We start from the raw sequence: 26,509 nt of genomic DNA, 5'->3' as shown, positions 1-26,509 counted from the left end.
AGCCGAACACGGATAACCATGCAAACGGTGCGCCCTTATCGAAACGACCGAACGAAACATTGATCCGACAGGGGGAAAATCCGCTGATTTTTACCTTTCGGTCCGCCGGGGGCGCCTTGCGCGGGCGCTGCGGCGGCGGAAAGCGATCCTGATGGGGCAGGGATGAGCCGTCACGGTGCAGGGCAACCTGGCACAGCCTTCGCAATACCCCTGCGGTAATCCCTATTTTCGACACCATTCCGACAGGAGCGTACTATGGCGAACATTGGCATTTTCTTTGGCACCGATACCGGTAAAACCCGCAAGATCGCGAAACTGATCCACAAGCAGCTGGGGGAGGCCGCCGCCGCCCCGGTCAATATTAACCGCGCCACGCTGGCGGACCTGCTGGCCTACCCGGCCCTGCTGCTGGGCACGCCGACGCTGGGCGACGGCCAGCTGCCGGGCCTTGAGGCCGGGGGCGAGAGCGAGTCGTGGGCCGAGTTTATCCGCAACCTCGGCGACGTCAGCCTGCAGGGAAAAACGGTGGCGCTGTTTGGCCTCGGCGATCAGCGCGGCTATCCCGATAACTTCGCCAGCGGGCTGCGGCCGCTGTACGACGCCCTGCGCGCCCGCGGGGCGACGATGATCGGCAGCTGGCCGAACGAGGGGTATGAGTTCAGCGCCTCATCGGCGCTGGAGGGGGAGCGGTTTGTCGGGCTGGTGCTGGACCAGGATAACCAATTCGACGAGACCGAAACGCGTCTGGCGACCTGGCTTGAGGAGATCAAACCGCACCTGCTGTAGACGCTGGCGGGTGGCCTGCCGGCTACCCGCACAGCCCCGGCTGGCGCGCTAACATCTCAGCCAGCCACTGGCGCTGGTGGCGGCGCTGGCTCTGTTGAATAAGGTAATCGCGGGCGCTTTCCAGCGCCTGTTCAGGCGTCATCGGCGCGGCGGGGCGGATGTCTTCGCACCATACCAGGTGCCAGCCCAGCTCGCTGGCCACCGGCGCGCTCAGCGCATTTTCCGTCAGCGCAAACAGGGCCTCCTCCAGCTGCGGATAGAGCAACCCCCGCCCGATCCACCCCAGTCGCCCGCCGTCCAGCGCGCTCGGGCAGTGGGAGTATCGCTGGGCCAGCGGCGCAAACGCCTCGCGGGAGGCCGCGATTTGCCCATGAAGCGCCTGGATGCGCGAGTAAACCGCCTGCTCATCGCCATCGACGGTGAGCAGCAGATGGCGGGTCAACCGCTGTTCCGGGCGCATAAACTGCGCCTGATGCCGCAGATACCACGCCTGCACCGCGGTGGGATCCGGCAGCGGCGCCTGGCTGGCAATCCCGGCGAAGGCGGTTTCCAGCCGGGCATGGTGCAGGACGATCGCCGCCCGCTCCGGCGGCGTAAATCCGCCCTCATCCAGCCAGAGGCGCAGCGAAGCGGCGAGGCCTTCCCGTAGCGCGGCGGGGATCGCCTCCGCCGCGACCTCGGCGACCAGCGCCTGCTCCACGCGGGCCTGACGCTGCCAGGCCGCCTCGAAGGCCTCCCGGTCCGCCGCGGCGATGGCCGCCGGTTCGCAGTTCCAGCGGCTCTGCGCCAGCCGCCGCCGGCCAAATCGTTGCCATGGCTGCATTATTCTTCCTCCTCTGCCAGGGCCAGCGCGGTCACCGGAACCTGGAACCAGCGGCCGCCGAAGTCGACGATATAGCCGTCCCCGCGCTCGCCCCGATCGGTGGCCTCAATACGCCCCTGCTGACCGACGTTGACCACCACTTCGCCCTGCAACGTCAGCGCCGTCTGGCAGGTGACGTTATCGCCATACTGCAGATTCCCCGCCAGCCAGGGACGATCGCCGGCAATCAGCTCCTGTTCGCGGCAGCCGACGATCCGGTCGCTCTCCGGGAAGTGGACCTGGTAGATGACCTGGTCCTGCAAGAATACCCCCCAGTCGCGGACATAGCCGATGCTGCCCCGGCGCACCAGCAGGGCGCCGGACGGCAGGCCCGCATAGGTGCCATCGTTACGGATGGCGCGCACGACGCGGACCGCTTCGCTAAAGGTAAATGTGGGTCTCATGGCGTGTTCTCCTCGAACTGCTGCTGATAACTCTCCGCCAGCAGCCGGCGCGCCAGCAGCCAGTGCGCGCGCGGGTTCTCCTCCAGCTGGTTGAGCAGGGGCACTTCCGCCCGCAGCTTGCGGTGAAAGGCGGCCAGCACCGGCAGGCTGCAATGGGCCAGACGCTCGGGCTGATAGGGAACGGCGAAAAACTGAAAGAAGGCGTCGGCGGAGCGCAGGTCGTCTACGCCGGGGATCTGATAAAACCACTCCATGCTTACCCCCTGGCCTGCAGCGTTTCGGCGCCGCAGAGCGCGTGATAGATTGCCGCCAGCTCATCATCCCGCGGGCTGCGTTTGCCGGTTTCCGCAAAGTGGCGGAGCGCCGGCAGCAACTGGTCAATTTGCGCTGACGTCAGGTGATAGCCCATCCGGTCGAAGACGCCGTTAACCGCCTGGCGACCGGAGTGTTTGCCCAGCACCAGCCGATAGCCGCGGCCCAGCAGGGCGGGGTCGATCGCCTGATAGCTCTCGCTGTCGCGCAGCAGCGCCGCGACGTGCACGCCGGACTCATGGGTAAAAACCAGCTCGCCCACCAGCGGCTGCTGGGGATCGACAGGGCGGCGGGTGGCGAGGGCCACCTGTTCGCACAGCGCCGGCAGGGCGGTGAAACGCACCCCAGTCTCGACGCCCAGGCAGCGCTCCAGCCCAAGCGCCACCGTTTCCAGCGCCGCGTTGCCCGCCCGTTCGCCCAGGCCCAGCACGGTGGTGTTTACGCTGGTGGCCCCGGCGCGTACCGCCGCGAGGGTGTTGGCGGTGGCCAGCCCGAGATCGTTATGGGCGTGCATCTCGAGTTCGCCGGGCCAGACGTTACGCAGGGCGGCGATCTGCGCCGCGGTGGTAAACGGGTCGAGGATACCGACGGTGTCGGCATAGCGCAGACGGGCAGCCCCCGCCTCGCCGGCCTGCCGGGCAATATCCCGTAGCGTCGCGTCGCTGGCCCGCGAGGCGTCCTCACAGCCAATGCAGACCTTCAGGCCAAGGGTATGGGCGAGGTGGATCAGACCCGTCAGCCGCTCCAGCAGCAGCGGTAAGCTCTCGCGCAGTTTGTACTGCCGCAGCTTGTCGGAGGCGGGGATGGAGATATCCACCCAGTCCATGCCCAGCTCGGCGCTCAGGCGAATTTCGCCGGCCTGCATCCGGCACCAGGTCATCAGCGTGGCGCCCGGAAGCTGACGGCGCACCAGCCGGATACGGGCGCACTCTTCCTCGCCCATCGCCGGGGTGCCGACCTCCAGCGCCTCGATCCCCGCCGCGTACAGCGCCTCGGCGATGGCGATTTTTTCGCTGGCCTGGAAGGCCACGCCGGGACTCTGTTCGCCATCGCGCAGGGTGGTGTCATTGATCAGTACGCGTCCCATTGTCGTCTCTCCGTCTTAACCGAAGACCGGCGCGAAGGCGCCATCCTGCAGGAGCGGCTGGCCGTTTCGCCAGTAGGGCGACAGGGCGCGCAGCCGGTCGATAACAGGAGGCAGGGCGGCGATGACGTAGTCGATCTCTTTTTCCCGGGTGTAGCGCGAGAGGGAGAAGCGAACGGTGCCGTGGGCCGCGGTGTAAGGAATATTCATCGCCCGCATGACGTGCGACGGCTCCAGCGAGCCGGAGGTGCAGGCGCTGCCGCTGGAGGCGGCGATCCCGGCCTGATTCATCAGCAGCAGGATCGCCTCGCCTTCAATGCACTCGAAGGCCAGATTAAGCGTGCCGGGCACCCGCGGCTGGCTGCCGCCCATCACCGTTACCGCCGGAATGGCGCTCAGGAGATGATGTTCAAGGCGATCGCGCAGCTGGCTAATCTGCGCCATGCCCGGGAGGTGGACCTGCGCCAGCTCGCTGGCGGCGCCCATGCCGACAATGCCGCTGATATTTTCCGTCCCGGCCCGCCGGCCATGCGCCTGGTGGCCGCCGCGCAGCAGCGGACGAAAACGCGTTCCCCGCCGCAGCCAGAGGCAGCCCACCCCTTTGGGGCCGTGGAATTTATGCGCCGAGCAGGAGAGCATATCGATCCGCGTCTGGCTGAGCGCCATCGGGATTTTGCCCACCACCTGCACGGCGTCGCAGTGAAACAGCGCGCCCTGCTCATGGGCCAGCTCCGCCAGCTCGGGCACCGGGAACATGACGCCGGTTTCGTTATTGGCCCACATGATGCTGACCAGCGCCACGCGTGGGCTAAGCGCCGCCCGAAACTGCGCCATATCCAGAGCGCCCTGCCGATCCACGGCGATACGGTGGATCAGGTATCCCTGGCGCTCCAGCTGTTCGCACACCGCCAGGGTGGCGGGATGTTCGACCGCGCTGGTGATGATCTCGCGCCGCTCCGGCATCAGGGCCACCGCTGAGGCGATGGCGGTGGTCGTGGCCTCGGTGGCGCAGGAGGTAAAAATGATCTCGCTGGGGTAGTCGGCCCCGAGCAGAGCGGCCACCTGCTGGTGCGCCCGTTCAAGGGCGGCCTGCGCTGGCAGACCAAAATCGTGAATCGACGAGGGATTGCCGTAAAAGTCGGTCAAAAAGGGCATCATCGCGTCGAGAACCATCGGGTCGAGACGGGTGGTGGCGTTGTTATCGAGATAAACAGGTTTCATTGTGTCCCCCTGGGGTTAGTTAACCGCGGCCGGGGCCGCCACCACATCCATGTAACTTCCGGTGCGCTCCATCAGCTTTTGCTGCAGCCAGGCGAGGGTCATGTCGGTCATCATGCAGCCGCTGCAGCTGCCGGAGAGGCTGACGGTGACCTGGCGCGGGGTGACGCTCACCAGCGTCATGTCGCCGCCGTCGGCCTGAATGTGCGGGCGCAGCTCGTTGATGGTATCGACCACGCTTTGCCACTGCGCATCGTGGGCCGTCTCCGCCGGCAGGGGGGCGGGCGGCTGTTGGGCGAGGATCGCCGCCAGCGCCAGCTCAATTTTTTCATGGCAGGCGGTACAGCCCCCGGCGGCCTTGGTGTAGTTGATCACCTCCTCGAGGGTGGTCAGGCCGTTGTTCACCACGGCCCGGCGAATATGTCCTTCGTCGACGCCGAAGCATTTACAGATCAGCTTGCCCTCCTCATGCTCCTCCTCAAGGCTTTCGCCGCGAAAATGGGCGATAGCCGCACGCAGCGCCTCCTGGCCCATCACCGAGCAGTGCATTTTCTCCGGCGGCAGGCCGTCGAGGTAGTCGGCGATCTGCTGGTTGGTGATCTGCCCGGCTTCGGTCAGGGTGTGGCCGATAATCAGCTCCGTCAGCGCTGAAGAGGAGGCGATGGCGCTGCCGCAGCCGAAGGTCTGGAAGCCGGCCTCCTCGATGATCTCGGTGTGCGGATCAACCCGCAGCATCAGGCGCAGCGCATCGCCGCAGCTTAATGAACCCACATCGCCCACCGCGTTGGCGTTGTCGACCACGCGCGCGTTGCGGGGATGAAAAAAATGGTCTTTCACTTTCTCGGAGTAGTTCCACATGCTGTCAGCTCCAGGGATGATGACGAAAACGCCGGGGCGCGGTGCACCGCAGACTGGCGGTGGTACTGTTCCCCAAGCAATTGCGGTACCAACGCATAAAAACCTTATTTGTTAATGACCTGGCGGGTTAACCGCCCCCGACAGAGCCGACACTGTTGTGGCGTTTTGTGGGCTTTGTCACATAAACGACAGGCTCAGGGCTGCGGGTCGGGCTCCTCCCGCCACGTCTGCTCTTCCAGCAGGCGGTTAAAGCGCTGCGGATCGCGTTGCCGCGCGCTGCGGCGCTGCGCTTTTTCATACCAGGAGAGCTGGATCTCCTGCAGTAAGCCGAGGATGGTGGTCTGATCGGGAACCCGTTCGGCGCGGACGCCCACCTGCAGCAGCTGGCGAAAAACCGCCTCGCCAATCGCCACGCAGAACAGGGTGACGCAATCCTCCAGGGCGTGGATGCGCTCGGCAATTTTCTCGGTCTGATGGCCGCTGACGACCGGGAACTCCACCACCCGCAGCAGGGTGACCCGATCCGCCTTGACGCCGTAGACCACCAGCCGCGGCGTGGCGCCAAAATGCTGATCGACATGGCGGTAATCGGAGCTGGCGAAGGCGACTTTCATCGACCACTCGTCGGCGTGGACCATCTCAAACTGACGGTTAATGGGCGGCATAATCGTCTCCTGAAGCTTGCTGGGGGTCGGCGCCCTGGCGAAGCGGCGATCGGTAGAGGGCGGTGTGGTGATGGCGGTCGCGCAGCAGATTGGCCAGCTCAAACAGCGTGTCGCGCATGCCGGCGTACCCCTGGCGAACCCGGCGAAACTCGCCGAGCCGATCGAAAAGAGGAAAGCCGACGCGGATCAGCGGCAGGGCAAACTGCTCCGCCAGATCGCGGGCGTGAGAGTTAGCCACCAGCAGATCGGCGGGTTGGTGGCTCAGCAGCTGCTGGAGATCCTCCAGATCCCCCGGCACCACCTGCTCGACCGGCAGCTGGCGCAGGCTGGGGTGGCTGGTGGGGGCGACCAGCGGGCCGGGCTGTATCCCCTGGCTGCGGGCGAAATCACACCAGGCCGCCAGCAGGTCGCCCTCCGCGGCCATCGCCATGCGCTGGCCCTGCAGCCACATATGGCAGTCGATCATCGCGTCCTGCAGCTGGCCGCGCTGGCGCTCAATCCAGGCCGGTACGCGGCGCCCGGACAGCTTCGCCAGCTGATGAATAAAGGTATCGCAGTGGCCGAGGGTCATCAGGTGCGGCAGGGCGATCACCTCTCCGCGGCTGCGCTGGCTCAGCAGCGATGCCGCCCGCTGCAGCGACACGCCGATGGCGAAGCTGCCCAGACTCTGGCCCATCTGCGCAATCTGGCGCAGCGAGGCGCCGCCCTGGGTCAGGGGCGTAAAATCCCCCTGACCCAGGTGGCCATCCATCGACAGCGAGAGGTCCGGCAGGACCACCGGCTGCAGGCCAAAGGCCTCCACGCAGCGGCTCAGCCATTCGATATCCCCTGGCGAACAGAGGTGGCTGACCAGCAGGTTGACCCGCCGGGGCCGCTGCCCCGGACGCGGCGTCGGCGCCACCCACTGCTCGATGATGCTCTCGATCACCGCGCTGTAGCCGTTTTCCATGGAGCCAAAAAAATCCGGGGTGTTGACGGTGAGGATCGCCACGCCGTTATGGCGGGGATGCGCCTCGCGAAACTGGCGTACCACCCGGGCGATATCGCTGCCCTGCGCCTCCGCCAGTCCGGTGCTGAGCAGCACAATGGCCTGCGGACTGTGGCGCTGGCAGAGGGTGTCGAGCGCGGTGAAGATATTGCCGTCGGCGCCCATGATCGTGGCGGTCGGATCCATGGCCGTCGACTGCAGGGGCACCGGGTCATGAAAATGTTGAATAAAGAAAACTTTGGCGAAGGCGCTGCAGCCCTGGGCGCCGTGGACCAGCGGGATGGCCTGGGCCAGCCCAAGGCTGGCGAGGATCGCCCCGAGCGGTTGCCCGGTTTTAATCGGGCTCACCGCCAGCGGTTTTTCGCTACGGATAAGGTCTGCCATGGTGTTCTCCTAGCGCCACGGGGCGCGGGCATGCGTTTGCGACCAGACGGGGCTGGCGAGGGTCAGACAGAGCTGGCGGGCGAGGGTGATGATGCCCTGGTAGCCAGCGTAGGCGTGCTCCCGCTCCTGATTGATATCGAGGAACGGCAGCCGGGCTTTCCAGGCGGTGTACATATTGCGTCCGCCGGCGATCATCAGATCCGCCTGATAGCGGTACACCACGTCGAGCAGGGTGCGGGCGTTGCCCTCCTCAAGCATCACCGCCTCGTCGCCCATCAGCTCCCGGATCCGCTGTTTGTCCTCCTCGGTGGATTTCCGCGTGCCGGTGGCCACCACGGTCATGCCGAGATCCTGCAGGGCCGAGACCACCGACCAGGATTTCACGCCGCCGGTGTAGAGCAGCACTTTGCGCCCGCGGAGCTGCTCGCGCCACGGCGCTAGCGCCTGCTCCGCTGCTCGCTCCTCGCGGGCGATCAGTGCCTCGGTGCGGCGGCACAGGTCGTCATCCCCCAGCAGCGCCGCCAGCTGGCGCAAGGCGACGGAGGTGGCGCGGATCCCGTAGAAGCTGCCCTCAAACCACGGCGTGCCGTAGCGTAGCTCCAGCCCCCGGGCGACGTTGATCAGCGCTCGCGAGCACACCAGCATATTGGCCTGCGCCCGGTGCAGGGTCTGGATCTCGGCAAAGCGGCCGTCGCCGGAGAGGCTGCCGAGGACGCGGATCCCCAGCTCGTCGAGCAGCGGCTGGACCTGCCAGAACTCGCCGGCGATATTGAATTCGCCAATCAGGCCGATATCGTGGCGCTGGGCCGGGGCAAAGTGCGTGTTGTCCGGCCATGGGGCGGGTTCGCGCTGGCCAATCACCTGCCTGAGCATTACGTCGCCCGCCATCCGGTTGCCAAGATTTTTGCTGCCGTAGAAGCCGGCGGCGTCAATGGCGATGACCGGGACGCCGGTGGCGGTCTGCGCGGCCTGGCACACCGCCTCAATGTCATCGCCTTCCATCGCTGGTACGCAGGTGTTGTAGATAAAGACCGCCGCCGGGCGATAGCGGTCGACGATGTGACGCACGGCATGGAACAGGCGGCGTTCGCCGCGGCCCATAATCACATCCTGTTCGTTGAGATCGGTGGTAAAGCCGAGCCGGTTGAGGGCCGGGCCGGCGCTGACGCTGCCGCGGTTATCCCACGAGCTTCCCGCGCAGCCGATAGGGCCGTGCACCAGGTGCGCGACGTCGGCGATGGGCAGGAGCGTTATCTGCGCGCCGTCGAAGGCGCAGCCGCCGGCGGTGGCGCCGGGCTTAGGGGCGCTGCAGCCGGATTTTTGCTTCTGGTTGTGCTCGCAGGCGGGTTCGTCCAGCAGCGCCAGAATTTCCTTTCCCTTCATAGTGACCTCGTTGACGGTGGGAGACCGGGGAGGTGATGCAATTCGCGCTCCAGGGAGAGGGGGGTTGATTTTTAAGGAAAAAGGGTTGTGGGCTTTGCGACAAAGGCAACAATCAAACAGGGGTAAGGCATGATTTATCGCGCTGATAACTGGATTTACCGCGACAGTATTGCCGCATATTGGCGAATGACGGGAAGCGTCGATAAGGTGGAATATTCCGTTCACCAACCTTCCTCTCTATTTCATCGCGCCCTCTGCGGGTGAACGGCATGGGGGGCGTTTCGCCCGCCCCCCATGACCCCCCGCATGGCGCTGAAAATTGCCGCTGCGCGGTCCGCTCCACTCCGGCTTCATCTGGCGGAACGGGCGGACTCGACATCCCTGTCTCGACCGCCCTCTGGCCGCCGTCCTGGCGGCCAGTCCTGGATGCGCGCCTGCGTTCTCGCCAATTTTCCTGATGCGCCTAACCCCCCGCTGTCACTTTTGTCCCTGTCCTGCGGCGCTTGCCTTGCTGAAAGAAAGGATGTCACCTGCAGGGGCAAAAAAAGGCCCGCGGGGTCGGCGGGCAACAAGTACAACACAACGATTAAAAAACACGTTCCTCCAGAGGGTTATCCCGGTTGAGGCGCTTCGCCAGCCACGGCGGCAAACGGCCGGTCAGCAGCGTATTGATCGCCTCGCACTGGGCCTGGATCGTCGTGCCCGGCGGCGCTTTCATCGGATGGATCTGATGGCGGATCAACCTCGCGGCGGCAGGCCCGCCAATCTCCTGGCAAAACAGCAAATGGCAATCCTCCAGCAGCCTGGCGCGCATCTCGCTGGCGTCAGACGTCGCCGAAGGGGAGGCATAGCGGCGCAGATCCGCCAGCCAGCCGCCCTGGTCATCGAAGGCATAGATAAAAAACAGCCGGTTCTGGCCAAAATGACCATTGATGACCAGGCCATCCTGCGAACAGAAGGCGACCTGCAGCTGGGGCGTCCGCTGGGGTGACCGGGCGATGCGCAAATGGCCGGGCAGCGCCCCCTGCAGGCAGGCGATGACCCGCGCCCAGCGGGCCGGGGACATCACCGCCATCGCCGAAGGAAAGCTGGCGGCCAGCTGAGGCTGCGTCAGGGTGGTTAACCGTGCCGGGGTCAAGGTTTCGCCGCACTCCTGCGCCAGCCAGTCGACGACTTGCACCGGCTGCAGCTCCGGCAGCGTCTGGAACAGCGCCAGCAGACGCCAGAAAAGGGTATCGTTATCGGACATTTCCAGCTCCTTATAGCAGCGTGCTGCGGGTGGCGCGCAGGCTTATCGGAAAGACCGGCCGCCCCGGCTGCGGATTGACGTAGTAGCGACGTCCCCCTTCAAGGGCAATCGCGCCGCCCCAGCGGTCCGTCTCGTCATGTTCGACCTGGAGCACCCGGGCCTCCAGATCCTGTTTGGCGATATAGGCATACAGCACCTCGCCGCGCTCACGGAAAATCACGATGGGCATACTCCCTCCTGGCCCCGCCTGCGGCGGGGCGCCTGATGGTTAACGAACGAGGTCGAAGCTGTAATCGGTTTTGCCCAGCTGGCTGGTGTCGTGGTCCAGTTTTTCCAGCACGGCGTTCACCAGCGTCGTGACGATGTTCATCGCGCCTTCATAGCCCCAGGTGGTCTGGCGGTGCAGATGATGGCGGTCGAACAGCGGAAAGCCGAGACGGATCAGCGGCACTTCGAAGGCTTTGCCCTTCGCCAGGGTATCGCGCTGGATAAACTTGCCGTAGGAGTTACCGATCATAAAGTCCGGCTGACGGGTGAACATCAGCGACCGGAAGTGCCACAGGTCGCAGTTGATGAACACTTCGCTGTCCTGGCCGTAGGGCGAGGCGTCGAGCATTTTCTTCATCGCCTTTTGCCAGCGTTTATTGGCGTTATGGCTGAGGATCACCGTCGGCTCGCAGCCCAGCTCCAGCAGGAAGCGCGTCAGGCCCATCACGAAATCCGGATCGCCGTAGAGGCCGAATTTTTTGCCGTGCAGCCAGGTGTGGGAGTCCAGCATCATGTCCACCAGCCGGCCGCGCTCAAGGGTCAGGGCGTCGGCGATCGGTTTGCCGGTCAGCTGACTGACGGTCATCAGCAGCGCGTCGGTAGCGGCCAGACCCAACGGAACGGCTACCTCCGTGGCGGGCTGATTCCACATCTCCTGAACCACCTTTTTGCTTTTCACCAGCTGCCATGGCTGCAGCAGCAGGGTGTCAATGGCGTCCGGCGCGGTTTTGATCTCCTGCTGGCTGGTGCCGCCGGCGTACATCCGGTAATGGCCGTCGGCGGGGGTGTCGAGCACCTCTGAAGGGTCGGAGAGCAGGCTGCAGGGGACATCCATCTGCGCCATCATCCGCTTCAGCACGCGGAAGTTGCCGAGATAGGTCTCAAATCCGGTCACCAGATTGAGCTTTTGCAGTTTGCCCGGCTGCCCGGCGTAGTCAGCGGTAAAGGTCTTCGCGAACCCTTCGAACATATTGTCCCAGCCGGTGACATGGCTGCCGATAAAGCTGGGGGTATGGGCGTAAGGAATGGCGATACTGTCGTCAACAAATCCCTCTTTTTTGGCGTTGGCGATAAACGCCTGCAGATCGTCGCCGATCACCTCGGCCATGCAGGTGGTGGAGACGGCGATAATCTCGGGTTTATACAGCGCGCTGGCATTCTGCAGGCCCAGATTCATATTGTTGTTGCCGCCGAACACCGCCGCGTCCTCGGTCATCGAGTCGGAGACGCAAGCCACCGGCTCCTTAAAATGGCGGTTAAAGTAGGTGCGGAAATAGGCGACGCAGCCCTGAGAGCCGTGGACGTAGGGCAGGGTGCCGGCGAACCCCAGCGCGCAGAGCACCGCCCCGAGCGGCTGGCAGGCTTTGGCCGGGTCGACGGTCAAAGCCTCGCGCTGGAAGTTCAGCGCTTCATACTCGGCGGTGGTGGTCCAGGCAAATACCTCCTGGACGCGCTGCGCGTCGTGCGCCTCTTCAAGGCTCTTTTTGTTCTGGAACAGGGTCTGGTATTCATCCTGTTCAAACAGCGGATAACAGCTGTGAATTTTATCGATCGTTTGGCTCATGGTGTTCTCCTCCCGCGCCACAAATCGGTGGACTGACGGGACAGTGAAGGGGCAATCACGCAGACTTCAGCCACGGGGCAGTCAGTTCGTTCCAAGCCGGATTGTTCAGGGTCATATCCATATCGCGAGCAAAGATGGCGAAGCCGTCATAGCCGTGATAGGGGCCGGAATAGTCCCAGGAGTGCATCTGGCGGAACGGCACCCCCATTTTCTGGAAGATATATTTCTCTTTGATCCCGGAGCCGATGAGGTCGGGCTTCAGCGCTTTGACGAAGGCCTCCAGCTCATAGCTGCTGGCATCGTCAAACAGCAGAGTGCCCTCTTTCAGGTCCGGCAGGGTGCGGTCGTAATCATCGTTATGGGCAAACTCGTAGCCGGCGGCGATGATCTCCATCCCCAGATCCTCATAGGCGCCGATGACGTGGCGCGGCCGCAGCCCCCCCATGTACAGCAGCACTTTGCGCCCCTCCAACCGCGGGCGATATTTGGCGATGATGGCCGCCATCTGCCCCTCATATTTGGCGATCACCGCTTCCGCATTGGCGCGAATGGCGTCATCAAATTGATCGGCGATCTTGCGCAGCGATTCGGCGATTTTGGTCGGGCCGAAGAAGTTATATTCCATCCACGGGATCTGATGTTTCTCCTCCATATGGCGGGCGATATAGTTCATCGAACGGTAGCAGTGGACGAGGTTTAGCTTAACGAACGGGGTGTTCTCCATCTCCACCAGAGTGCCGTCGCCGGACCACTGCGCCACTACGCGCAGCCCCATCTCTTCCAGCAGAATGCGCGAGGCCCAGGCGTCGCCGCCGATGTTGTAATCGCCAATGATGGCGACATCATACGGGGTGCTGGCAAACGGCTGCCCTTCGCGGTTGTTCAGCACCCAGTCGCGCACCACGTCGTTGGCGATATGGTGGCCCAGCGACTGCGAGACGCCGCGAAAGCCTTCGCAGCGCACCGGGATCACCGGTTTATCCAGCGCCTTGCTGCTGGCGTTGGCCACGGCGCTGATGTCATCGCCGATGAGGCCCACCGGACACTCCGACTGGATAGTGATCCCTTTGGTCAGCGGGAACAGCAGCTCCATCTCTTCAATCAGTTTGCTCAGCTTTTTATCGCCGCCGAAGACAATATCGCGCTCCTGAAAATCAGAGGTGAAGTTCAGGGTGCCGAAGCTGTCGACGCCGCTGACGCCGGTATAGTAGTTGCGCCGTCCGGCGCGCGAGTACTGGCCGCAGCCGATGGGGCCGTGCGAGATATGGGCCATGTCTTTAATCGGCCCAAACACCACCCCTTTCGAGCCGGCGTAGGCGCAGCCGCGCACGGTCATCACCCCGGGCTGCGATTTACGGTTCGAGATAATGCACTTGCCGACGCTCTCCATCTGCGGATCGCTGATCATCATGTGCTTTCTGCGCTCTTTGCGCGCGGTTTCGGGAAACACCTCCAGGACTTCCTGGATGAGCGCAAGGTTACGTTCGCCTGTTGCGTTGGTCATGGTGAGGATCCTGTGCTCAGGCCGCGTTTTCTTCAGCGGCGGTTTTACCAATGATGCTGGTGTCTTCTTCTTCCATGATGCCGAACTCCATCAGCAGCGACTCCAGCTCGTCCATGGTGCAGGGGGTCGGCACCACTTTTTTGGTGTTATTGACGATCTTCTGCGCCAGCTGACGATATTCGTTGGCCTGCTGACAGGTCGGGTCGTACTCGATCACCGTCATTCGGCGGATCTCTGCGCGCTGCACAATGTTGTCGCGGGGAACAAAGTGGATCATCTGGGTGCCGAGCTTCTCCGCCAGGGCGATGATCAGCTCGTCTTCGCGGTCGGTTTTGCGCGAGTTACAGATCAGGCCGCCGAGGCGTACCTTGCCGGATTTGGCGTACTTCACGATCCCTTTGGAGATATTGTTGGCGGCATACATCGCCATCATCTCCCCGGAGCAGACGATGTAGATCTCCTGGGCTTTGTTTTCGCGGATCGGCATGGCGAAGCCGCCGCAGACCACGTCGCCGAGGACGTCATAGAAGACGAAATCTAGATCTTCTTCATAGGCGCCTTCTTCTTCGAGGAAGTTGATGGCGGTGATCACCCCGCGTCCGGCGCAGCCGACGCCTGGCTCCGGGCCGCCGGATTCGGCGCAACGTACATCGCCATAGCCGATTTGCAGCACGTCTTCGAGCTCCAGATCCTCGACCGAGCCCACTTCCGCCGCCATCTCCATAATGGTGTTCTGGGCTTTCGCGTGGAGGATCAGACGGGTGGAGTCCGCCTTCGGATCGCAGCCGACGATCATCACTTTCTTACCCATCTCGGCGAGGGCCGCGACGAGATTCTGGGTGGTGGTGGATTTACCGATACCGCCTTTACCGTAGATAGCGCATTGACGCATGGTCATGGTGACTTCTCCTGTTGTTGAGTGTTTGCCAGCAGAGAAGTGCAGGGAACATACCAGCTGTGATTTTTTATGCAGTCATTTGATAAATAAATATTTTCTGTAAACCGGCCGCGCCGGAGGCCTGCGCAAACGGCACAATAACGCCACCAAATGTGCGAAACAGAACAATTTCCCGCCACCGGCCCGGCGCGGCGCTTTGTCGCCTGTTCAACAGCTTGTCGCGCCCTGTGTCTTATTCCCCGCAATTCCGCCGGACGGACCTGCGCCTTTCTTCCCTTAACCTGTTGAATTAATAAGCGACAGGCGGCAATCCGCGAGCTGGCACAGGCTGTGCTTGAAGAGGAAACAGGGTTTGCCGCGGGCTGTCGCGGTAAAGAGAACGCTCACCTTCGAGGATTGAACGATGTCCGGAAACATGAAAACAATGGATGGCAACGCGGCGGCGGCCTGGATCTCCTACGCCTTTACCGACGTGGCGGCCATCTATCCCATTACCCCCTCCACCCCGATGGCGGAGAATGTCGATGAATGGGCCGCTAAGGGGAAAAAGAACCTCTTTGGTCGGCCGGTGCGCCTGATGGAGATGCAGTCTGAAGCCGGCGCCGCCGGGGCGGTGCACGGCGCGCTGCAGGCGGGGGCGCTCACCACCACCTACACCGCGTCGCAGGGGCTGCTGCTGATGATCCCCAATTTGTACAAAATTGCCGGGGAGCTGCTGCCGGGCGTCTTTCACGTTAGCGCCCGGGCGCTGGCGACCAATTCGCTGAATATTTTTGGCGACCATCAGGATGTGATGGCGGTGCGCCAGACCGGCTGCGCCATGCTGGTGGAGAATAACGTTCAGCAGGTGATGGACCTGTCGGCGGTGGCGCATCTGGCGGCGATCGCCGGGCGGATACCCTTTATCAACTTCTTCGACGGTTTTCGCACTTCGCACGAAATACAGAAGATCGAGGTGCTGGAGTATGAGCAGCTGGCGGCGCTGCTGGACCGCCCGGCGCTGGAGCGCTTTCGTCGTCAGGCGCTGCATCCGGATCACCCGGTGATCCGCGGCACCGCGCAAAACCCGGATATCTACTTCCAGGAGCGGGAGGCCGGTAACCGCTTCTACCTCGCGCTGCCCGATCTGGTGGAAAGCTATATGGCGAAGATCACCGCGCTCACCGGGCGGGAATATCACCTGTTTAATTACCACGGCGCGCCGGACGCCGAGCGGGTGATTATCGCCATGGGCTCAGTGTGCGACACCGTCCAGGAGGTGGTGGATGCGCTGAATGCGGCGGGGGAGAAGGTGGGGCTGCTCAGCGTTCATCTCTATCGTCCGTTCTCGCTGGCGCACTTTTTCGCGCAACTGCCCGCCAGCGTGCAGCGCATTGCCGTCCTTGACCGCACCAAAGAGCCGGGGGCGCAGGCGGAACCGCTGTGCCTCGACGTCAAAAACGCTTTCTATCAACGCGACGATGCGCCACTGATTGTCGGCGGCCGCTACGCCCTCGGCGGTAAGGATGTGCTGCCCAACGATATCGCCGCGGTGTTTGACAATCTTCGGCAGCCGCTGCCGAAGGACGGGTTTACCCTGGGCATTGTCGATGACGTCACCTTTACCTCGCTGCCCGCCCGGCAGGTGCCGCTGGCGGTCTCCCACGCCGGGATCACCGCCTGCAAATTCTGGGGCATGGGCTCGGATGGCACCGTCGGGGCGAACAAAAGCGCCATTAAGATCATCGGCGATAACACGCCGCTCTATGCTCAGGCCTACTTTTCCTACGACTCGAAAAAGTCCGGGGGGATCACCGTCTCGCACCTGCGCTTTGGCGACCGGCCAATCACCTCACCCTACCTGATCCACCGGGCCGATTTTATCGCCTGCTCTCAGCAATCCTATGTCGACCGCTACGACCTGCTGGAGGGGCTGAAGCCGGGAGGCACCTTTTTGCTCAACTGCAGCTGGTCCGAGGCGGAGCTGGAGCAGCACCTGCCGGTCAGCGTCCGGCGCTATCTGGCGCAGGAAAAGATCGACTTTTATACCCTCAACGCGGTGGACATCGCCCGCGAGCTGGGCCTCGGCGGGCGCTTTAACATGCTGATGCAGGCGGCGTTCTTTAAGCTGACGGCGATTATCGATCCGCAAACCGCGGCGGACTATCTCAAGCAGGCGGTGGAGAAAAGCTATGGCAGCAAAGGGGCGAGCGTCATTGAGATGAACCAGCGGGCGATCGAGCTGGGGATGGCGGCGCTGCGTCGGGTGACGGTTCCCGCCCACTGGGCGACCCTCGAGGCGCCGGCGCCGCAGGCGACAACCCTGATGCCGGACTTCATCCGCGATATTCTGCAGCCCATGAACCGCCAGCGCGGCGATCTGCTGCCGGTGAGCGCCTTCGCCGGGATGGAAGACGGCACCTTTCCCTCCGGCACCGCCGCCTGGGAGAAGCGCGGCATTGCCCTGGAGGTGCCGGTCTGGCAGCCCGACGGCTGCACCCAGTGTAACCAGTGCGCCTTCGTCTGCCCGCATGCGGCGATCCGCCCGGCGTTGCTGAACGCTGAAGAACAGGATACGGCGCCCGCCGGGCTGCTGAGCAAACCGGCCCAGGGGGCCAAAGACTACCACTATCATCTGGCTATCTCGCCGCTGGACTGCTCCGGCTGCGGCAACTGCGTGGAGAGCTGCCCGTCGCGCGGCAAGGCGCTGCAGATGGCCTCCCTCGACAGCCAGCGCGCGATGGCCCCGGTCTGGGACTACGCGCTGGGGCTGGCGCCAAAAGATAACCCGTTTCGCAAAACGACGGTCAAAGGCAGCCAGTTCGAAACGCCGCTGCTGGAGTTTTCCGGCGCCTGCGCGGGCTGTGGCGAAACGCCCTATGCCCGGCTGATCACCCAGCTGTTTGGCGACCGGATGCTGATCGCCAACGCCACCGGCTGCTCTTCGATCTGGGGCGCCAGCGCGCCTTCGATGCCCTATACCACCAACCACCGCGGCCACGGGCCGGCCTGGGCAAACTCGCTGTTTGAGGACAACGCCGAGTTCGGGCTGGGCATGATGCTCGGCGGCCAGGCGATCCGCCAACAGATCGCCGGGGAGATGACCCGCGCCCTGGCGCTGCCGGTCAGCGACGCGCTTCACGCCGCGATGCGGCAATGGCTGGCGCAGCAGGACGAGGGGGAGGGGACCCGCGAGCGTGCGGACCGCCTCAGTGCGTTGCTGGCGGCGGAAAAAGAGGGGGTTCCGCTGCTGGAACAGCTCTGGCAGAACCGTGACTATTTCGTCCGGCGTTCGCAGTGGATCTTCGGCGGCGACGGCTGGGCCTACGATATTGGCTTCGGCGGTCTCGATCATGTGCTGGCCAGCGGGGAAGACGTCAATATTCTGGTGTTCGATACCGAGGTCTACTCCAACACCGGCGGCCAGTCGTCCAAATCGACCCCGGTGGCGGCGATCGCCAAGTTTGCCGCCCAGGGGAAACGCACGCGGAAAAAAGATCTCGGCATGATGGCGATGAGCTACGGCAATGTTTACGTTGCGCAGATCGCCATGGGCGCCGATAAAGATCAGACCCTGCGGGCCATCGCCGAGGCTGAAGCCTGGCCGGGACCGTCGCTGGTGATCGCCTACGCCGCCTGTATCAACCACGGCCTGAAAGCCGGGATGCGCTGCAGTCAGCGCGAGGCGAAGCGGGCGGTGGAGGCGGGATACTGGCACCTGTGGCGCTACCATCCACAGCGCGAAGCCGAGGGCAAAACGCCGTTTATACTGGACTCTGAAGAGCCGGAAGAGAGCTTCCGCGACTTTCTGCTTGGCGAGGTGCGCTATGCCGCGCTGCACAAAACCACCCCGGATCTGGCGGACGCGCTGTTCCGGCAAACGGAGGAGGATGCCCGGGCCCGTTTCAGGCAGTACCAGCGGCTGGCGGGGGAGTAGCAGGCAGCAGGTTAGCGATTCACGACTGCTGCATCACGTTCAGCAGCGTATCCAGCAGGCCGGGAAAACGGGCGTCCAGATCTTCCCGGCGCAGTGAAATCATATTCTCCCGTCCCTGAGGCCGCTGCCAGATCACACCGCTGTCGCGCAGGACGCGCCAGTGGTGGGTCATGGTGGACTTGGCCACCTCTTCCTGACGCAGAGCGTTACAGCTCTGCTCGCTGCCGTCGGCCAGCGTGCGGATGATCTCCAGTCGCAGCGGGTTGCCGAGCGCGGAAAGGACATTTTCCAGGCGAATTTGTTCTCGTTCAGGGTGATTGGCGATCATAATAATCCTGTGTCGGCGGTGGCGCGGCGCATGGCGGTCGCAGCCCGTATCGGCGGCTGGCGGCTACTATACCCAAACTCCTGTTCGCATGCCACGCGCGCCGCCGCAACCTGACCAATCATAATAATAGTAAAAATAGTTCGAATATACTCGTACAATTGTACTATCATAAGCGGCAGTAAAATGAACTGCGGATCATTCCGACCGCAGACTGACAGTCAAAACGACTAAGGACGCATCATGCCCCGACCCATCCCCCTCGAACGTTATCGCAACATCGGTATCTCCGCGCATATCGATGCCGGTAAAACCACCACCACCGAGCGCATCCTGTTTTACACCGGGATGAGCCATAAGCTGGGTGAAGTACACGATGGCGCGGCAACCACCGACTGGATGGCCCAGGAGCAAGAGCGCGGGATCACCATTACCTCGGCGGCGGTGAGCTGCTTCTGGCCGGGTATGGACCGCAGCTTCGAGCCGCACCGGATCAATATCATCGACACCCCGGGGCACGTGGATTTCACCATTGAGGTGGAACGTTCCATGCGCGTGCTCGACGGCGCGGTGATGGTGTATGACTCTGTCGGCGGGGTGCAGCCCCAGTCGGAGACCGTCTGGCGCCAGGCGAATAAATACCATGTCCCGCGGCTGGCCTTCGTCAACAAGATGGACCGCCCCGGCGCGGACTTCTTCCGCGTGGTGCAGATGATGATCGACCGCCTGAAGGCCAACCCGGTGCCGATTGTCATCCCCATTGGCGCCGAAGAGCATTTCACCGGCGTCGTCGACCTGGTGAAAATGCGCGCCATCCTGTGGGATGACGCCACCCAGGGCATGACCTTCAGCTACGGACCGGTCCCTGACGATCTGCTGGCGACTGCCCGCGAGTGGCGGGAGAAAATGGTCTCGGCGGCGGCGGAGGCCAGCGACGCGCTGATGGATAAATACCTCGAAACCGGCGAGCTGGACGAGGCGGAGATCGTCGCCGGTCTGCGCCAGCGCACGGTGAAGGGTGAAATCCAGGCGGTGCTCTGCGGTAGCGCCTTTAAAAACAAAGGTGTGCAGCGCATGCTCGACGCGGTGGTGGAGCTGATGCCGTCGCCGCTGGATATTCCGGCGATACAGGGCGTGGATGAGAAAGGCCAGCCGGCGGAACGCCATCCGAGCGACGATGAGCCGCTGTCGGCGCTGGCGTTCAAACTGATGACCGACCCCTACGTCGGCCAGTTGACCTTTATCCGCGTCTACTCCGGGACGCTGAAGAAAGGCGATGCGGTATGGAACCCGGTGAAGGGCAAGAAAGAGCGCATCGGGCGTATCGTCCTGATGCAGGCCAACGATCGCCACGAAGTGGACGAACTGCACGCCGGGGATATCGCGGCCTGCGTTGGGCTGAAGGATGTCACTACCGGCGATACGTTATGCGACCCGGATGCGGTGATTACCCTTGAGCGGATGGAGTTTCCGGAGCCGGTGATTTCGCTGGCGATTGAGCCGAAGACCAAAGCGGACCAGGAAAAAATGGGCATCGCGCTGCAGCGGCTGGCGGCGGAAGATCCGTCGTTCCGTCTGCATACCGATGAAGAGTCCGGCCAGACGATTATCTCCGGCATGGGCGAGCTGCATCTGGAGATCATTGTCGACCGGATGAAGCGCGAGTTTAACGTCGAGGCCAACATTGGTCGTCCGCAGGTCACCTACCGCGAAACCCTGCGCAAGAAAGTGACGGACGTGGAGGGAAAATTTGTGCGCCAGTCCGGCGGTAAAGGACAGTACGGGCACGTCGTGCTGACCCTTGAGCCGCTGGAGCCGGGCAGCGGTTTCGTCTTCGAGGACGCCACCAAAGGCGGGGTAGTGCCGCGCGAGTACATCCCTTCCGTGGAGAAAGGGCTGCGCGAAGCGATGGGCACGGGCGTGCTGGCGGGCTATCCGGTGGTTGACGTGAAAGCGACCCTGACCTTCGGATCGTACCACGATGTGGACTCCTCGGAGATGGCGTTCCGTATGGCGGCGATCTTCGGCTTCCGGGAAGGGGCGCGCAAAGCGGACCCGGTGATCCTTGAGCCGGTGATGCACGTGGAGGTGGAAACGCCGGAAGAGTACGCCGGGAATATCATGGGCGATCTCTCTTCCCGTCGCGGGATGGTGCAGGGGATGGAAGAGCGCTTCGGCAGCCAGATCATCCGCGCCGATGTGCCGCTGGCGGAGATGTTTGGTTATTCCACCACGCTGCGCTCGATGTCTCAGGGACGAGCAACCTATAGCATGGAGTTCCACCACTACGCGGAAGCGCCGCGCAACGTAGCGGATGAAATCATCGCCAGCCGCGCGAAAAGTTAAGCCAGTCATCCCGGGTAGCGGCTTCGCCTTACCCGGGCTACTCTGGTACCAGCGCCCAGGCCCGGTAAGGCGAAGCCGCCCCCGGGCAAAAAGGTAAGCACGAACCGGGGATGCAATGCCCGGCGGCGCTGCGCTTGCGCGGGCCTACGGTCAGGTGTCCTCCCCGGTCATCGTTTGTAGCCCGGGTAAGGCGGTAGCCGCAACCCGGGAATTTTAGCCAATCAGACAATATCCTGTGCGTACTGCCACAGCGCCTTCAGCTGCGCCAGCTTCTCTTTATCATCCGCATACTGCTGATACAGCATCTGCAGTTCATCGGCATAGGCCTGCAAAAACTCAGGCGTAAATACCTGACGACGGTGCTCTAACCAGCGCTGCTGCTCGGCTTCATCGAGCGTGCCGGGAAAGTTGCGCGCCCGGTAGTTAAACAGCAGGCGTTCGATGCGCTTGTCGGCGAAGGTGATATCCAGCGCCGGCAGATTGCGCGGTTCCGTTTCCAGCACGATTTTCATCGCCGCGCGGTCGGCATCGCTAAAGAACCCATTGTAAAGCTGGGCGTCGACGTTTTCGGACGGCACGAACGGCTCGGCTTCGGCATACACCGCCACCACTTTCTCCCGCACCTGCGGATTCGCCCGCAGCAGCTGGGCATTCTCCAGACAGCGCTGAATGGAGATCCCCAGCCGGTCGGCATCCTGCGGGCGCAGGGTATTGGCCTGAGCCAGCACCGGACATTTATTGAGATGCACCAGCTTGATCGGCGCCGCCGGCAGATCGCCAAGCTCGGCGCGCGGGGTGTAAAGCCGCTCGCGCAGGGCGTCCGCATCCAGCTCCAGCAGCGGCGCCATATCCCCCGCCAGATCGACCATAATCACCGCATTGCGGTTTTCCGGATGCCAGGCCAGGGGCGCCACCAGGCTGGTGTTGCCGCGCGCGGCGCCGAACATGCCGGAGACATGCACCAGCGGCTTCATCTGCGGCACGTCGATGAGCGTCGCCAGCTTGCGCTTATTGCGGTGGCTGTAGAGATAGTCAAACAGCCGCGGTTGCCGGGTTTTCACCAGCTTCGCCATGGCGATGGTGGCGTACACGTCGGCCATCGCGTCATGGGCGTTCTGGTGTTCAATACCGTTGGCGACGGTCAGATGTTCAAGGCGGAAGCTCGGCAGACCCTCGTCATTTTCCGGCCAGGCGATCCCTTCCGGACGCAGGGCATAGCAGGCGCGCATCACGTCGAGCAGATCCCAGCGCGAGTTATCGTGCTGCCAGCTCCAGGCATAAGGGTCATAGAAGTTGCGATAGAAGATATTCCGCGTCACTTCGTCATCAAAGCGCACGTTGTTATAGCCGACGATGCAGGTTTGCGGCACCGTGAACAGATCGTGGATGCGGCGGGCAAACGCGGCCTCGTTATCCCCTTTGGCCAGCGCTTCCTGCGGGGTGATCCCGGTGATCATTACCGCCTGCGGCTGCGGCAGGTAATCGTCAGCGGGCTTGCAGTAAAACACCTCGGGCTCGCCCAGCACGTTTAACTCCGCGTCGGTGCGGATGGCGGCGAACTGCGCCGGCCGGTCAAGGGAAGGGCTGGTGCCGAAGGTTTCATAATCGTGGAATAAAAATCCGGGCTGGTTGACGCTGTCTTGCATAGTCTGTTCATTATCCGTGGTGGCGTGCGACCGGTATGGTAAACGATTTGCCCGGTCATCAGAAGGGTAACGGCAAGCAACATCCTCCGCCGTGTCATATTTTCTTGCAATTAAACCCTGATATGAAACGCGAAGTTCCGTAAAAAGGACGGCGGATCTGTAAATCTAGAGGATATGCCGTTGAAAGGCCGTTTGTTTATTGCTGTATCTTTGCTCGCTTCGAGCGTTTCCTGCGCATTTGCCGTCGACTTACCTGCTACGGTCGCGCCGCCTTCCATTCAGGCTGGCTCCTGGGTGCTGATGGATTACACCACCGGTCAGGTACTGACCGCGGGTAACGAACATCAGCAGCGCAATCCTGCCAGCCTGACCAAATTAATGACCGGCTACGTGGTCGATCGCGCCATCGACAGCCATCGTATCACCTTTGACGATATCGTCACCGTGGGGAAAGACGCCTGGGCGAAGGGCAACCCGGTGTTCGACGGGTCATCCCTGATGTTCTTAAAGCCAGGGGATCGCGTCAGCGTCCGCGACCTCAGCCGCGGGCTGATTGTCGACTCCGGCAACGACGCCTGCGTCGCGCTGGCCGACTATGTCGCCGGCGGTCAGCCGCAGTTTGTCGCCCTGATGAATCAGTATGTCGAAAAACTGCATCTGCAGGATACCCATTTCGAAACCGTCCACGGCCTCGATGCCCCGGGCCAGCATAGTTCGGCCTATGACCTGGCGGTGCTGTCGCGGGCGATTATCCATGGCGAGCCTGACGTCTACCACATGTACAGCCAGAAAAGCCTGACGTGGAACGGCATTACCCAGCAAAACCGTAACGGTCTGCTGTGGGATAAAACCCTGAACGTCGATGGCCTGAAAACCGGCCACACGTCGGGCGCCGGGTTTAACCTGATCGCCTCGGCGGTGGATGGCCAGCGCCGACTGATCGCCGTGGTGATGGGGGCCGACAGCCCGAAAGGCCGCGAGCAGCAGGCCGCGAAATTGCTGCACTGGGGGCAGCAGAACTTCGACACCGTGCAGGTGCTGCAGAAGGGGCAGAAGGTCGGCAGCGAGCGCATCTGGTACGGCGATAAAGAGCAGATTAAGCTCGGCACCGATCAGGATTTCTGGTTAGCGCTGCCGAAGGCGGAAGTGTCGCGGATTAAGGCGAAATACGTGCTGGATAAAAAGGATCTGGAGGCGCCGATCGCCGCCAACCAGCGGGTCGGCGAGATTTCGCTGTATGACGGCGACAAGGTCGTGGGCCACTATCCGCTGGTCACCCTCGAAAGCATTAATAAAGGCGGGGTGTTCTCGCGAATGAGCGATTACCTGCACCACGAGCTGTAACCACGCCAACCGCCTCTTTGCAGGCGGTTTTTTTTCGCCTGCCGCCCGGCAGACGCGGTGACAACATCGCCGTTTTTTTCATCAGCCGCAATGGCGACTCTGTGAATTCGCGCACATACTGAGGGGGGATCTCCTGCTAGATTGGCTGTACATTTATACAGTAATTTGTTCACGAAGGAGGCAAGATGAACTACAGCGTCACCCCCCTCGGCAAGAAAACCATTGCCGGTTTCCATCTGGTCGGGCCCTGGGATCAAACCGTCAGGCAGGGGTTTGAGCAACTGATGATGTGGGTTGAGGGCCGGCAGGTGCCCGCCCGCGAGTGGCTTGCCGTCTACTACGATAACCCGGAGGACGTGCCGGCGGAAAAACTGCGCTGTGCCACCGTGGTCGCCGTTGACGAGGATTACGTCATTCCCGCCAACAGCGAAGGGGTGATCATAACGGCGATTGCCGGCGGGGATTACGCCTGTGCCCGCGCGCGGGTGGTGGATCACGACTTCGCCACCCCGTGGAGGCAGTTTTTCGACAGCCTGCTGCAGAGCACGGCGTATCGCATCGCCCCCCAGCCCTGCTTTGAGGTCTATCTTAACGACGGCAACCACGACGGCTACTGGGATATCGACATGTATGTTCCCGTCGCCCGCGTCGCGTCGTAGCGATTTACCCCTGTTCCGGACAAGGATTTTTACATTCCCGGCACGCTCCGGGCGAAAAAGCAGTTACAATTGGCCTTTTCGTTTTGCCGGAGAGGGTTGTGCGCGCTGATAAATCACTCAAGCCATTTGAGATCCGCTTGTATCGCCATTATCGGGTGGTGCATGGTGTGCGGATTGCGCTGGCCTTTGTGCTCACCTTTTTGCTGGTGCGGCTGCTGAACGTGCCTGAGGGGACCTGGCCTCTCATCACCCTGGTGGTGGTGATGGGGCCGATCTCCTTCTGGGGCAACGTCGTGCCGCGGGCGTTTCAGCGCATCGGCGGCACGATCCTCGGCTCGGCGCTGGGGCTGGTGGCGCTGAAGCTTGAGCTTATCTCCCTGCCGCTGATGGTCCTCTGGTGCGCGGCGGCGATGTTCCTCTGCGGCTGGCTGGCGCTGGGCAAGAAACCCTATCAGGCGCTGCTGATCGGCATCACCCTGTCGGTGGTGGTCGGGGCGCCGCCGGGCGATATGCATACCGCCCTGTGGCGAAGCGGCGACGTGATCTTCGGCTCGCTGCTGGCGATGCTGTTTACCGGTATCTGGCCGCAGCGGGCGTTTATCCACTGGCGCATCCAGATGGCCAGCTACGTCACCAACTTCAACCGCCTCTACCAGGCCGGCTTCTCGCCAAATCTGGTGGATCGGCCGCGGCTGGAAAAGCATCTCCAACAGGCGCTCAACGACGTCGTCAAAATGCGCGGGCTGATCACCCCCGCCAGCAAAGAGACGCACATCCAGAAGGCGATCTTCGAGGCTATCCAGACCGTCAGCCGCAACCTCGTGTGCATGCTGGAGCTGCAGATCAACGCCTGGTGGGCAACCCGTCCGGGCCACTTCGTCATGCTCAATGCGCACACCCTGCGGGAGACGCAGCAGATGACCCAGCAGACGCTGTTGGCCATCGCCCACGCGCTGTACGAAGGGAACCCTCAGCCTGTGCGCGCCAATAATGAAAAGCTGAATGAAATCGTCCTCGAACTGCGCCAGCTGATGAAAGAGCAGGGTGACGATAGCCTGGCGGAAACCCCGATCCATGGCTATGTTTGGCTCTCTATTGAACTGGCGCGCCAGCTGGAGCTGCTGTCGCATCTGATCTGCCGCGCGTTGCGCAAATAAGCACCAGATGCACCGGGTAACTGCACGGGTTGTTTCGATTCAGCAGCGTTTAGGGTTATGATAAACGCAAAGGAAAAAACATTGTCATCAGCGACTGCTAGCAGTTATGTTAGCCCTATAACGCAGTCGCTTTACGAATCCGAATCTCAATTATTAGGGGTGTAAAAATGGAAACAACTAAGCCTTCTTTCCAGGACGTACTGGAGTTTGTTCGTCTGTACCGTCGTAAGAACAAACTGCAGCGTGAAATTCAGGACGTTGAGAAAAAGATCCGTGATAACCAGAAGCGCGTTCTGCTGCTGGACAACCTCAGCGACTACATCAAACCGGGCATGAGCGTGGAAGCCATCCAGGGCATCATCGCCAGCATGAAGAGCGATTACGAAGACCGCGTTGATGACTACATCATCAAGAATGCCGAGCTGTCCAAAGAGCGCCGCGACATCTCTAAAAAACTGAAAGTGATGGGTGAAGCCAAAGTCGAAGGCTAATCCCAGCTGTCCGGCGGCGGTCAGCGTCGCCGGGCTGTTCTGCACTACCACCTCCCGTCTCTTTTTCTGCGAAAACTTTGTCCCGGCAACTGCCTCTCTCCACCGACTCTTTGCTATACTGCCCCGCGAAAACGTATTGATATCGGAAAGGTTTCTCTCATCCTGGCCGGGCATCTGACGCAGCGGCGTCAGGGCGATA

The 26,509-nt window shown here is 62.5% G+C and carries 23 protein-coding genes; 7 read left to right on the top strand and 16 right to left on the bottom strand.

Features of this window, described 5'->3' with window-relative positions; genetic code table 11:
* Nucleotides 1-255: 255 nt before the first annotated feature.
* Nucleotides 256-786 carry a flavodoxin gene (locus QLG03_RS02215; RefSeq protein ID WP_023290349.1) on the top strand — a complete coding sequence of 177 codons (531 nt, stop codon included), beginning with the start codon at nt 256-258 and terminating at the stop codon, nt 784-786.
* 22 nt (nt 787-808) lie between these two features.
* On the opposite strand, the gene nifM is transcribed toward QLG03_RS02215, so the two are convergent.
* The 14 genes from nifM to nifH form a co-directional block, all read right to left on the bottom strand.
* Nucleotides 809-1,609, bottom strand: coding sequence for a nitrogen fixation protein NifM (gene nifM, locus QLG03_RS02210; protein ID WP_255989166.1), 801 nt, complete (start codon nt 1,607-1,609; stop codon nt 809-811).
* Nucleotides 1,609-2,052, bottom strand: coding sequence for a nitrogen fixation protein NifZ (locus QLG03_RS02205; RefSeq protein WP_023290347.1), 444 nt, complete (start codon nt 2,050-2,052; stop codon nt 1,609-1,611). The genes nifM and QLG03_RS02205 overlap by 1 nt, the downstream gene beginning before the upstream one ends.
* Nucleotides 2,049-2,306, bottom strand: coding sequence for a nitrogenase-stabilizing/protective protein NifW (locus QLG03_RS02200; protein WP_023290346.1), 258 nt, complete (start codon nt 2,304-2,306; stop codon nt 2,049-2,051). The genes QLG03_RS02205 and QLG03_RS02200 overlap by 4 nt, the downstream gene beginning before the upstream one ends.
* Nucleotides 2,307-2,308: 2 nt before the next feature.
* The gene (nifV, locus tag QLG03_RS02195) at nt 2,309-3,451 is read right to left on the bottom strand and encodes a homocitrate synthase (RefSeq protein ID WP_023290345.1); all 1,143 of its coding nucleotides are present in this window, start codon (nt 3,449-3,451) and stop codon (nt 2,309-2,311) included.
* Between the two features lie 15 nt (nt 3,452-3,466).
* Nucleotides 3,467-4,669 carry a cysteine desulfurase NifS gene (gene nifS, locus QLG03_RS02190; protein WP_044524059.1) on the bottom strand — a complete coding sequence of 401 codons (1,203 nt, stop codon included), beginning with the start codon at nt 4,667-4,669 and terminating at the stop codon, nt 3,467-3,469.
* A gap of 15 nt (nt 4,670-4,684) precedes the next feature.
* On the bottom strand, nt 4,685-5,524 hold the full coding sequence (gene nifU / locus QLG03_RS02185; protein ID WP_282473563.1) for a Fe-S cluster assembly protein NifU: 840 nt from the start codon (nt 5,522-5,524) through the stop codon (nt 4,685-4,687).
* 194 nt (nt 5,525-5,718) lie between these two features.
* Complete coding sequence (locus QLG03_RS02180) at nt 5,719-6,189, bottom strand: NifB/NifX family molybdenum-iron cluster-binding protein (protein ID WP_023290342.1); 471 nt, start codon at nt 6,187-6,189, stop codon at nt 5,719-5,721.
* A complete protein-coding gene (nifN, locus tag QLG03_RS02175) occupies nt 6,176-7,561 on the bottom strand; it encodes a nitrogenase iron-molybdenum cofactor biosynthesis protein NifN (RefSeq protein WP_117145512.1) in 1,386 nt (461 codons plus the stop codon). Before nifN ends, QLG03_RS02180 begins: the two co-directional genes overlap by 14 nt.
* Nucleotides 7,562-7,570: 9 nt before the next feature.
* Nucleotides 7,571-8,944: a nitrogenase iron-molybdenum cofactor biosynthesis protein NifE gene (gene nifE / locus QLG03_RS02170; protein WP_282473562.1), complete on the bottom strand. Its 1,374-nt coding sequence runs from the start codon at nt 8,942-8,944 to the stop codon at nt 7,571-7,573.
* 586 nt (nt 8,945-9,530) lie between these two features.
* Entirely contained in the window at nt 9,531-10,193 is a 663-nt protein-coding gene (locus tag QLG03_RS02165) for a NifB/NifX family molybdenum-iron cluster-binding protein (protein WP_255989174.1), read from the bottom strand.
* A gap of 10 nt (nt 10,194-10,203) precedes the next feature.
* On the bottom strand, nt 10,204-10,422 hold the full coding sequence (gene nifT / locus QLG03_RS02160) for a putative nitrogen fixation protein NifT (RefSeq protein ID WP_101861979.1): 219 nt from the start codon (nt 10,420-10,422) through the stop codon (nt 10,204-10,206).
* A gap of 39 nt (nt 10,423-10,461) precedes the next feature.
* A complete protein-coding gene (gene nifK, locus QLG03_RS02155) occupies nt 10,462-12,024 on the bottom strand; it encodes a nitrogenase molybdenum-iron protein subunit beta (protein WP_023290338.1) in 1,563 nt (520 codons plus the stop codon).
* Between the two features lie 55 nt (nt 12,025-12,079).
* Entirely contained in the window at nt 12,080-13,528 is a 1,449-nt protein-coding gene (gene nifD, locus QLG03_RS02150; RefSeq protein ID WP_023290337.1) for a nitrogenase molybdenum-iron protein alpha chain, read from the bottom strand.
* A 16-nt stretch (nt 13,529-13,544) separates the two neighbouring features.
* Nucleotides 13,545-14,426, bottom strand: a complete 882-nt coding sequence (nifH, locus tag QLG03_RS02145) for a nitrogenase iron protein (protein ID WP_004203553.1) — start codon at nt 14,424-14,426, stop codon at nt 13,545-13,547.
* Nucleotides 14,427-14,829: 403 nt separating this feature from the next.
* On the opposite strand from nifH, the gene nifJ reads away from it, so the two are divergent.
* Nucleotides 14,830-18,342: a pyruvate:ferredoxin (flavodoxin) oxidoreductase gene (nifJ, locus tag QLG03_RS02140; RefSeq protein ID WP_049015446.1), complete on the top strand. Its 3,513-nt coding sequence runs from the start codon at nt 14,830-14,832 to the stop codon at nt 18,340-18,342.
* 19 nt (nt 18,343-18,361) lie between these two features.
* Here nifJ and QLG03_RS02135 read toward each other — a convergent pair whose 3' ends face one another.
* Complete coding sequence (locus tag QLG03_RS02135) at nt 18,362-18,670, bottom strand: helix-turn-helix domain-containing protein (RefSeq protein ID WP_023290335.1); 309 nt, start codon at nt 18,668-18,670, stop codon at nt 18,362-18,364.
* A gap of 240 nt (nt 18,671-18,910) precedes the next feature.
* Here QLG03_RS02135 and fusA point away from each other — a divergent pair, with 240 nt between their 5' ends.
* Complete coding sequence (gene fusA, locus QLG03_RS02130) at nt 18,911-21,013, top strand: elongation factor G (protein WP_032453436.1); 2,103 nt, start codon at nt 18,911-18,913, stop codon at nt 21,011-21,013.
* A gap of 221 nt (nt 21,014-21,234) precedes the next feature.
* On the opposite strand, the gene sbcB is transcribed toward fusA, so the two are convergent.
* Nucleotides 21,235-22,659, bottom strand: coding sequence for an exodeoxyribonuclease I (gene sbcB / locus QLG03_RS02125; RefSeq protein WP_023290333.1), 1,425 nt, complete (start codon nt 22,657-22,659; stop codon nt 21,235-21,237).
* A 180-nt stretch (nt 22,660-22,839) separates the two neighbouring features.
* Between sbcB and dacD the strand changes: the two genes are divergently transcribed.
* The 4 genes from dacD (at nt 22,840) to QLG03_RS02105 (ending at nt 26,310) form a co-directional block, all read left to right on the top strand.
* Complete coding sequence (gene dacD, locus QLG03_RS02120) at nt 22,840-24,003, top strand: serine-type D-Ala-D-Ala carboxypeptidase DacD (protein ID WP_023290332.1); 1,164 nt, start codon at nt 22,840-22,842, stop codon at nt 24,001-24,003.
* Between the two features lie 185 nt (nt 24,004-24,188).
* Nucleotides 24,189-24,662 (top strand): DNA gyrase inhibitor SbmC, encoded by a 474-nt coding sequence (gene sbmC, locus QLG03_RS02115; RefSeq protein ID WP_048336055.1) that lies wholly within the window; start codon nt 24,189-24,191, stop codon nt 24,660-24,662.
* 98 nt (nt 24,663-24,760) lie between these two features.
* The gene (locus tag QLG03_RS02110) at nt 24,761-25,819 is read left to right on the top strand and encodes an FUSC family protein (RefSeq protein ID WP_004203544.1); all 1,059 of its coding nucleotides are present in this window, start codon (nt 24,761-24,763) and stop codon (nt 25,817-25,819) included.
* Between the two features lie 167 nt (nt 25,820-25,986).
* Nucleotides 25,987-26,310: a DUF496 family protein gene (locus QLG03_RS02105; RefSeq protein WP_002911883.1), complete on the top strand. Its 324-nt coding sequence runs from the start codon at nt 25,987-25,989 to the stop codon at nt 26,308-26,310.
* Nucleotides 26,311-26,509: the final 199 nt, after the last annotated feature.

It is taken from the genome of Klebsiella sp. V115_8, assembly GCF_029967715.1.
Classification (GTDB): Bacteria; Pseudomonadota; Gammaproteobacteria; order Enterobacterales; family Enterobacteriaceae; genus Klebsiella; species Klebsiella quasipneumoniae.
The sequence above is the reverse complement of the archived record's forward strand: the minus strand, read 5'-3'. Positions and strand labels throughout refer to the sequence as shown.

Bases quoted from the DNA above. Each gene is read 5' to 3' on its own strand.
- QLG03_RS02205 (WP_023290347.1), bottom strand. From the start codon at position 2,052: ATGAGACCCACATTTACCTTTAGCGAAGCGGTCCGCGTCGTGCGCGCC.
- nifM (WP_255989166.1), bottom strand. From the start codon at position 1,609: ATGCAGCCATGGCAACGATTTGGCCGGCGGCGGCTGGCGCAGAGCCGC.
- QLG03_RS02200 (WP_023290346.1), bottom strand. From the start codon at position 2,306: ATGGAGTGGTTTTATCAGATCCCCGGCGTAGACGACCTGCGCTCCGCC.
- nifK (WP_023290338.1), bottom strand. From the start codon at position 12,024: ATGAGCCAAACGATCGATAAAATTCACAGCTGTTATCCGCTGTTTGAA.
- QLG03_RS02180 (WP_023290342.1), bottom strand. From the start codon at position 6,189: ATGCCGCCCATTAACCGTCAGTTTGAGATGGTCCACGCCGACGAGTGG.
- nifU (WP_282473563.1), bottom strand. From the start codon at position 5,524: ATGTGGAACTACTCCGAGAAAGTGAAAGACCATTTTTTTCATCCCCGC.
- fusA (WP_032453436.1), top strand. From the start codon at position 18,911: ATGCCCCGACCCATCCCCCTCGAACGTTATCGCAACATCGGTATCTCC.
- sbcB (WP_023290333.1), bottom strand. From the start codon at position 22,659: ATGCAAGACAGCGTCAACCAGCCCGGATTTTTATTCCACGATTATGAA.
- nifD (WP_023290337.1), bottom strand. From the start codon at position 13,528: ATGACCAACGCAACAGGCGAACGTAACCTTGCGCTCATCCAGGAAGTC.
- nifT (WP_101861979.1), bottom strand. From the start codon at position 10,422: ATGCCCATCGTGATTTTCCGTGAGCGCGGCGAGGTGCTGTATGCCTAT.
- nifV (WP_023290345.1), bottom strand. From the start codon at position 3,451: ATGGGACGCGTACTGATCAATGACACCACCCTGCGCGATGGCGAACAG.
- QLG03_RS02135 (WP_023290335.1), bottom strand. From the start codon at position 18,670: ATGATCGCCAATCACCCTGAACGAGAACAAATTCGCCTGGAAAATGTC.
- nifN (WP_117145512.1), bottom strand. From the start codon at position 7,561: ATGGCAGACCTTATCCGTAGCGAAAAACCGCTGGCGGTGAGCCCGATT.
- nifJ (WP_049015446.1), top strand. From the start codon at position 14,830: ATGTCCGGAAACATGAAAACAATGGATGGCAACGCGGCGGCGGCCTGG.
- QLG03_RS02105 (WP_002911883.1), top strand. From the start codon at position 25,987: ATGGAAACAACTAAGCCTTCTTTCCAGGACGTACTGGAGTTTGTTCGT.
- QLG03_RS02215 (WP_023290349.1), top strand. From the start codon at position 256: ATGGCGAACATTGGCATTTTCTTTGGCACCGATACCGGTAAAACCCGC.
- QLG03_RS02165 (WP_255989174.1), bottom strand. From the start codon at position 10,193: ATGTCCGATAACGATACCCTTTTCTGGCGTCTGCTGGCGCTGTTCCAG.
- sbmC (WP_048336055.1), top strand. From the start codon at position 24,189: ATGAACTACAGCGTCACCCCCCTCGGCAAGAAAACCATTGCCGGTTTC.
- nifS (WP_044524059.1), bottom strand. From the start codon at position 4,669: ATGAAACCTGTTTATCTCGATAACAACGCCACCACCCGTCTCGACCCG.
- nifH (WP_004203553.1), bottom strand. From the start codon at position 14,426: ATGACCATGCGTCAATGCGCTATCTACGGTAAAGGCGGTATCGGTAAA.
- nifE (WP_282473562.1), bottom strand. From the start codon at position 8,944: ATGAAGGGAAAGGAAATTCTGGCGCTGCTGGACGAACCCGCCTGCGAG.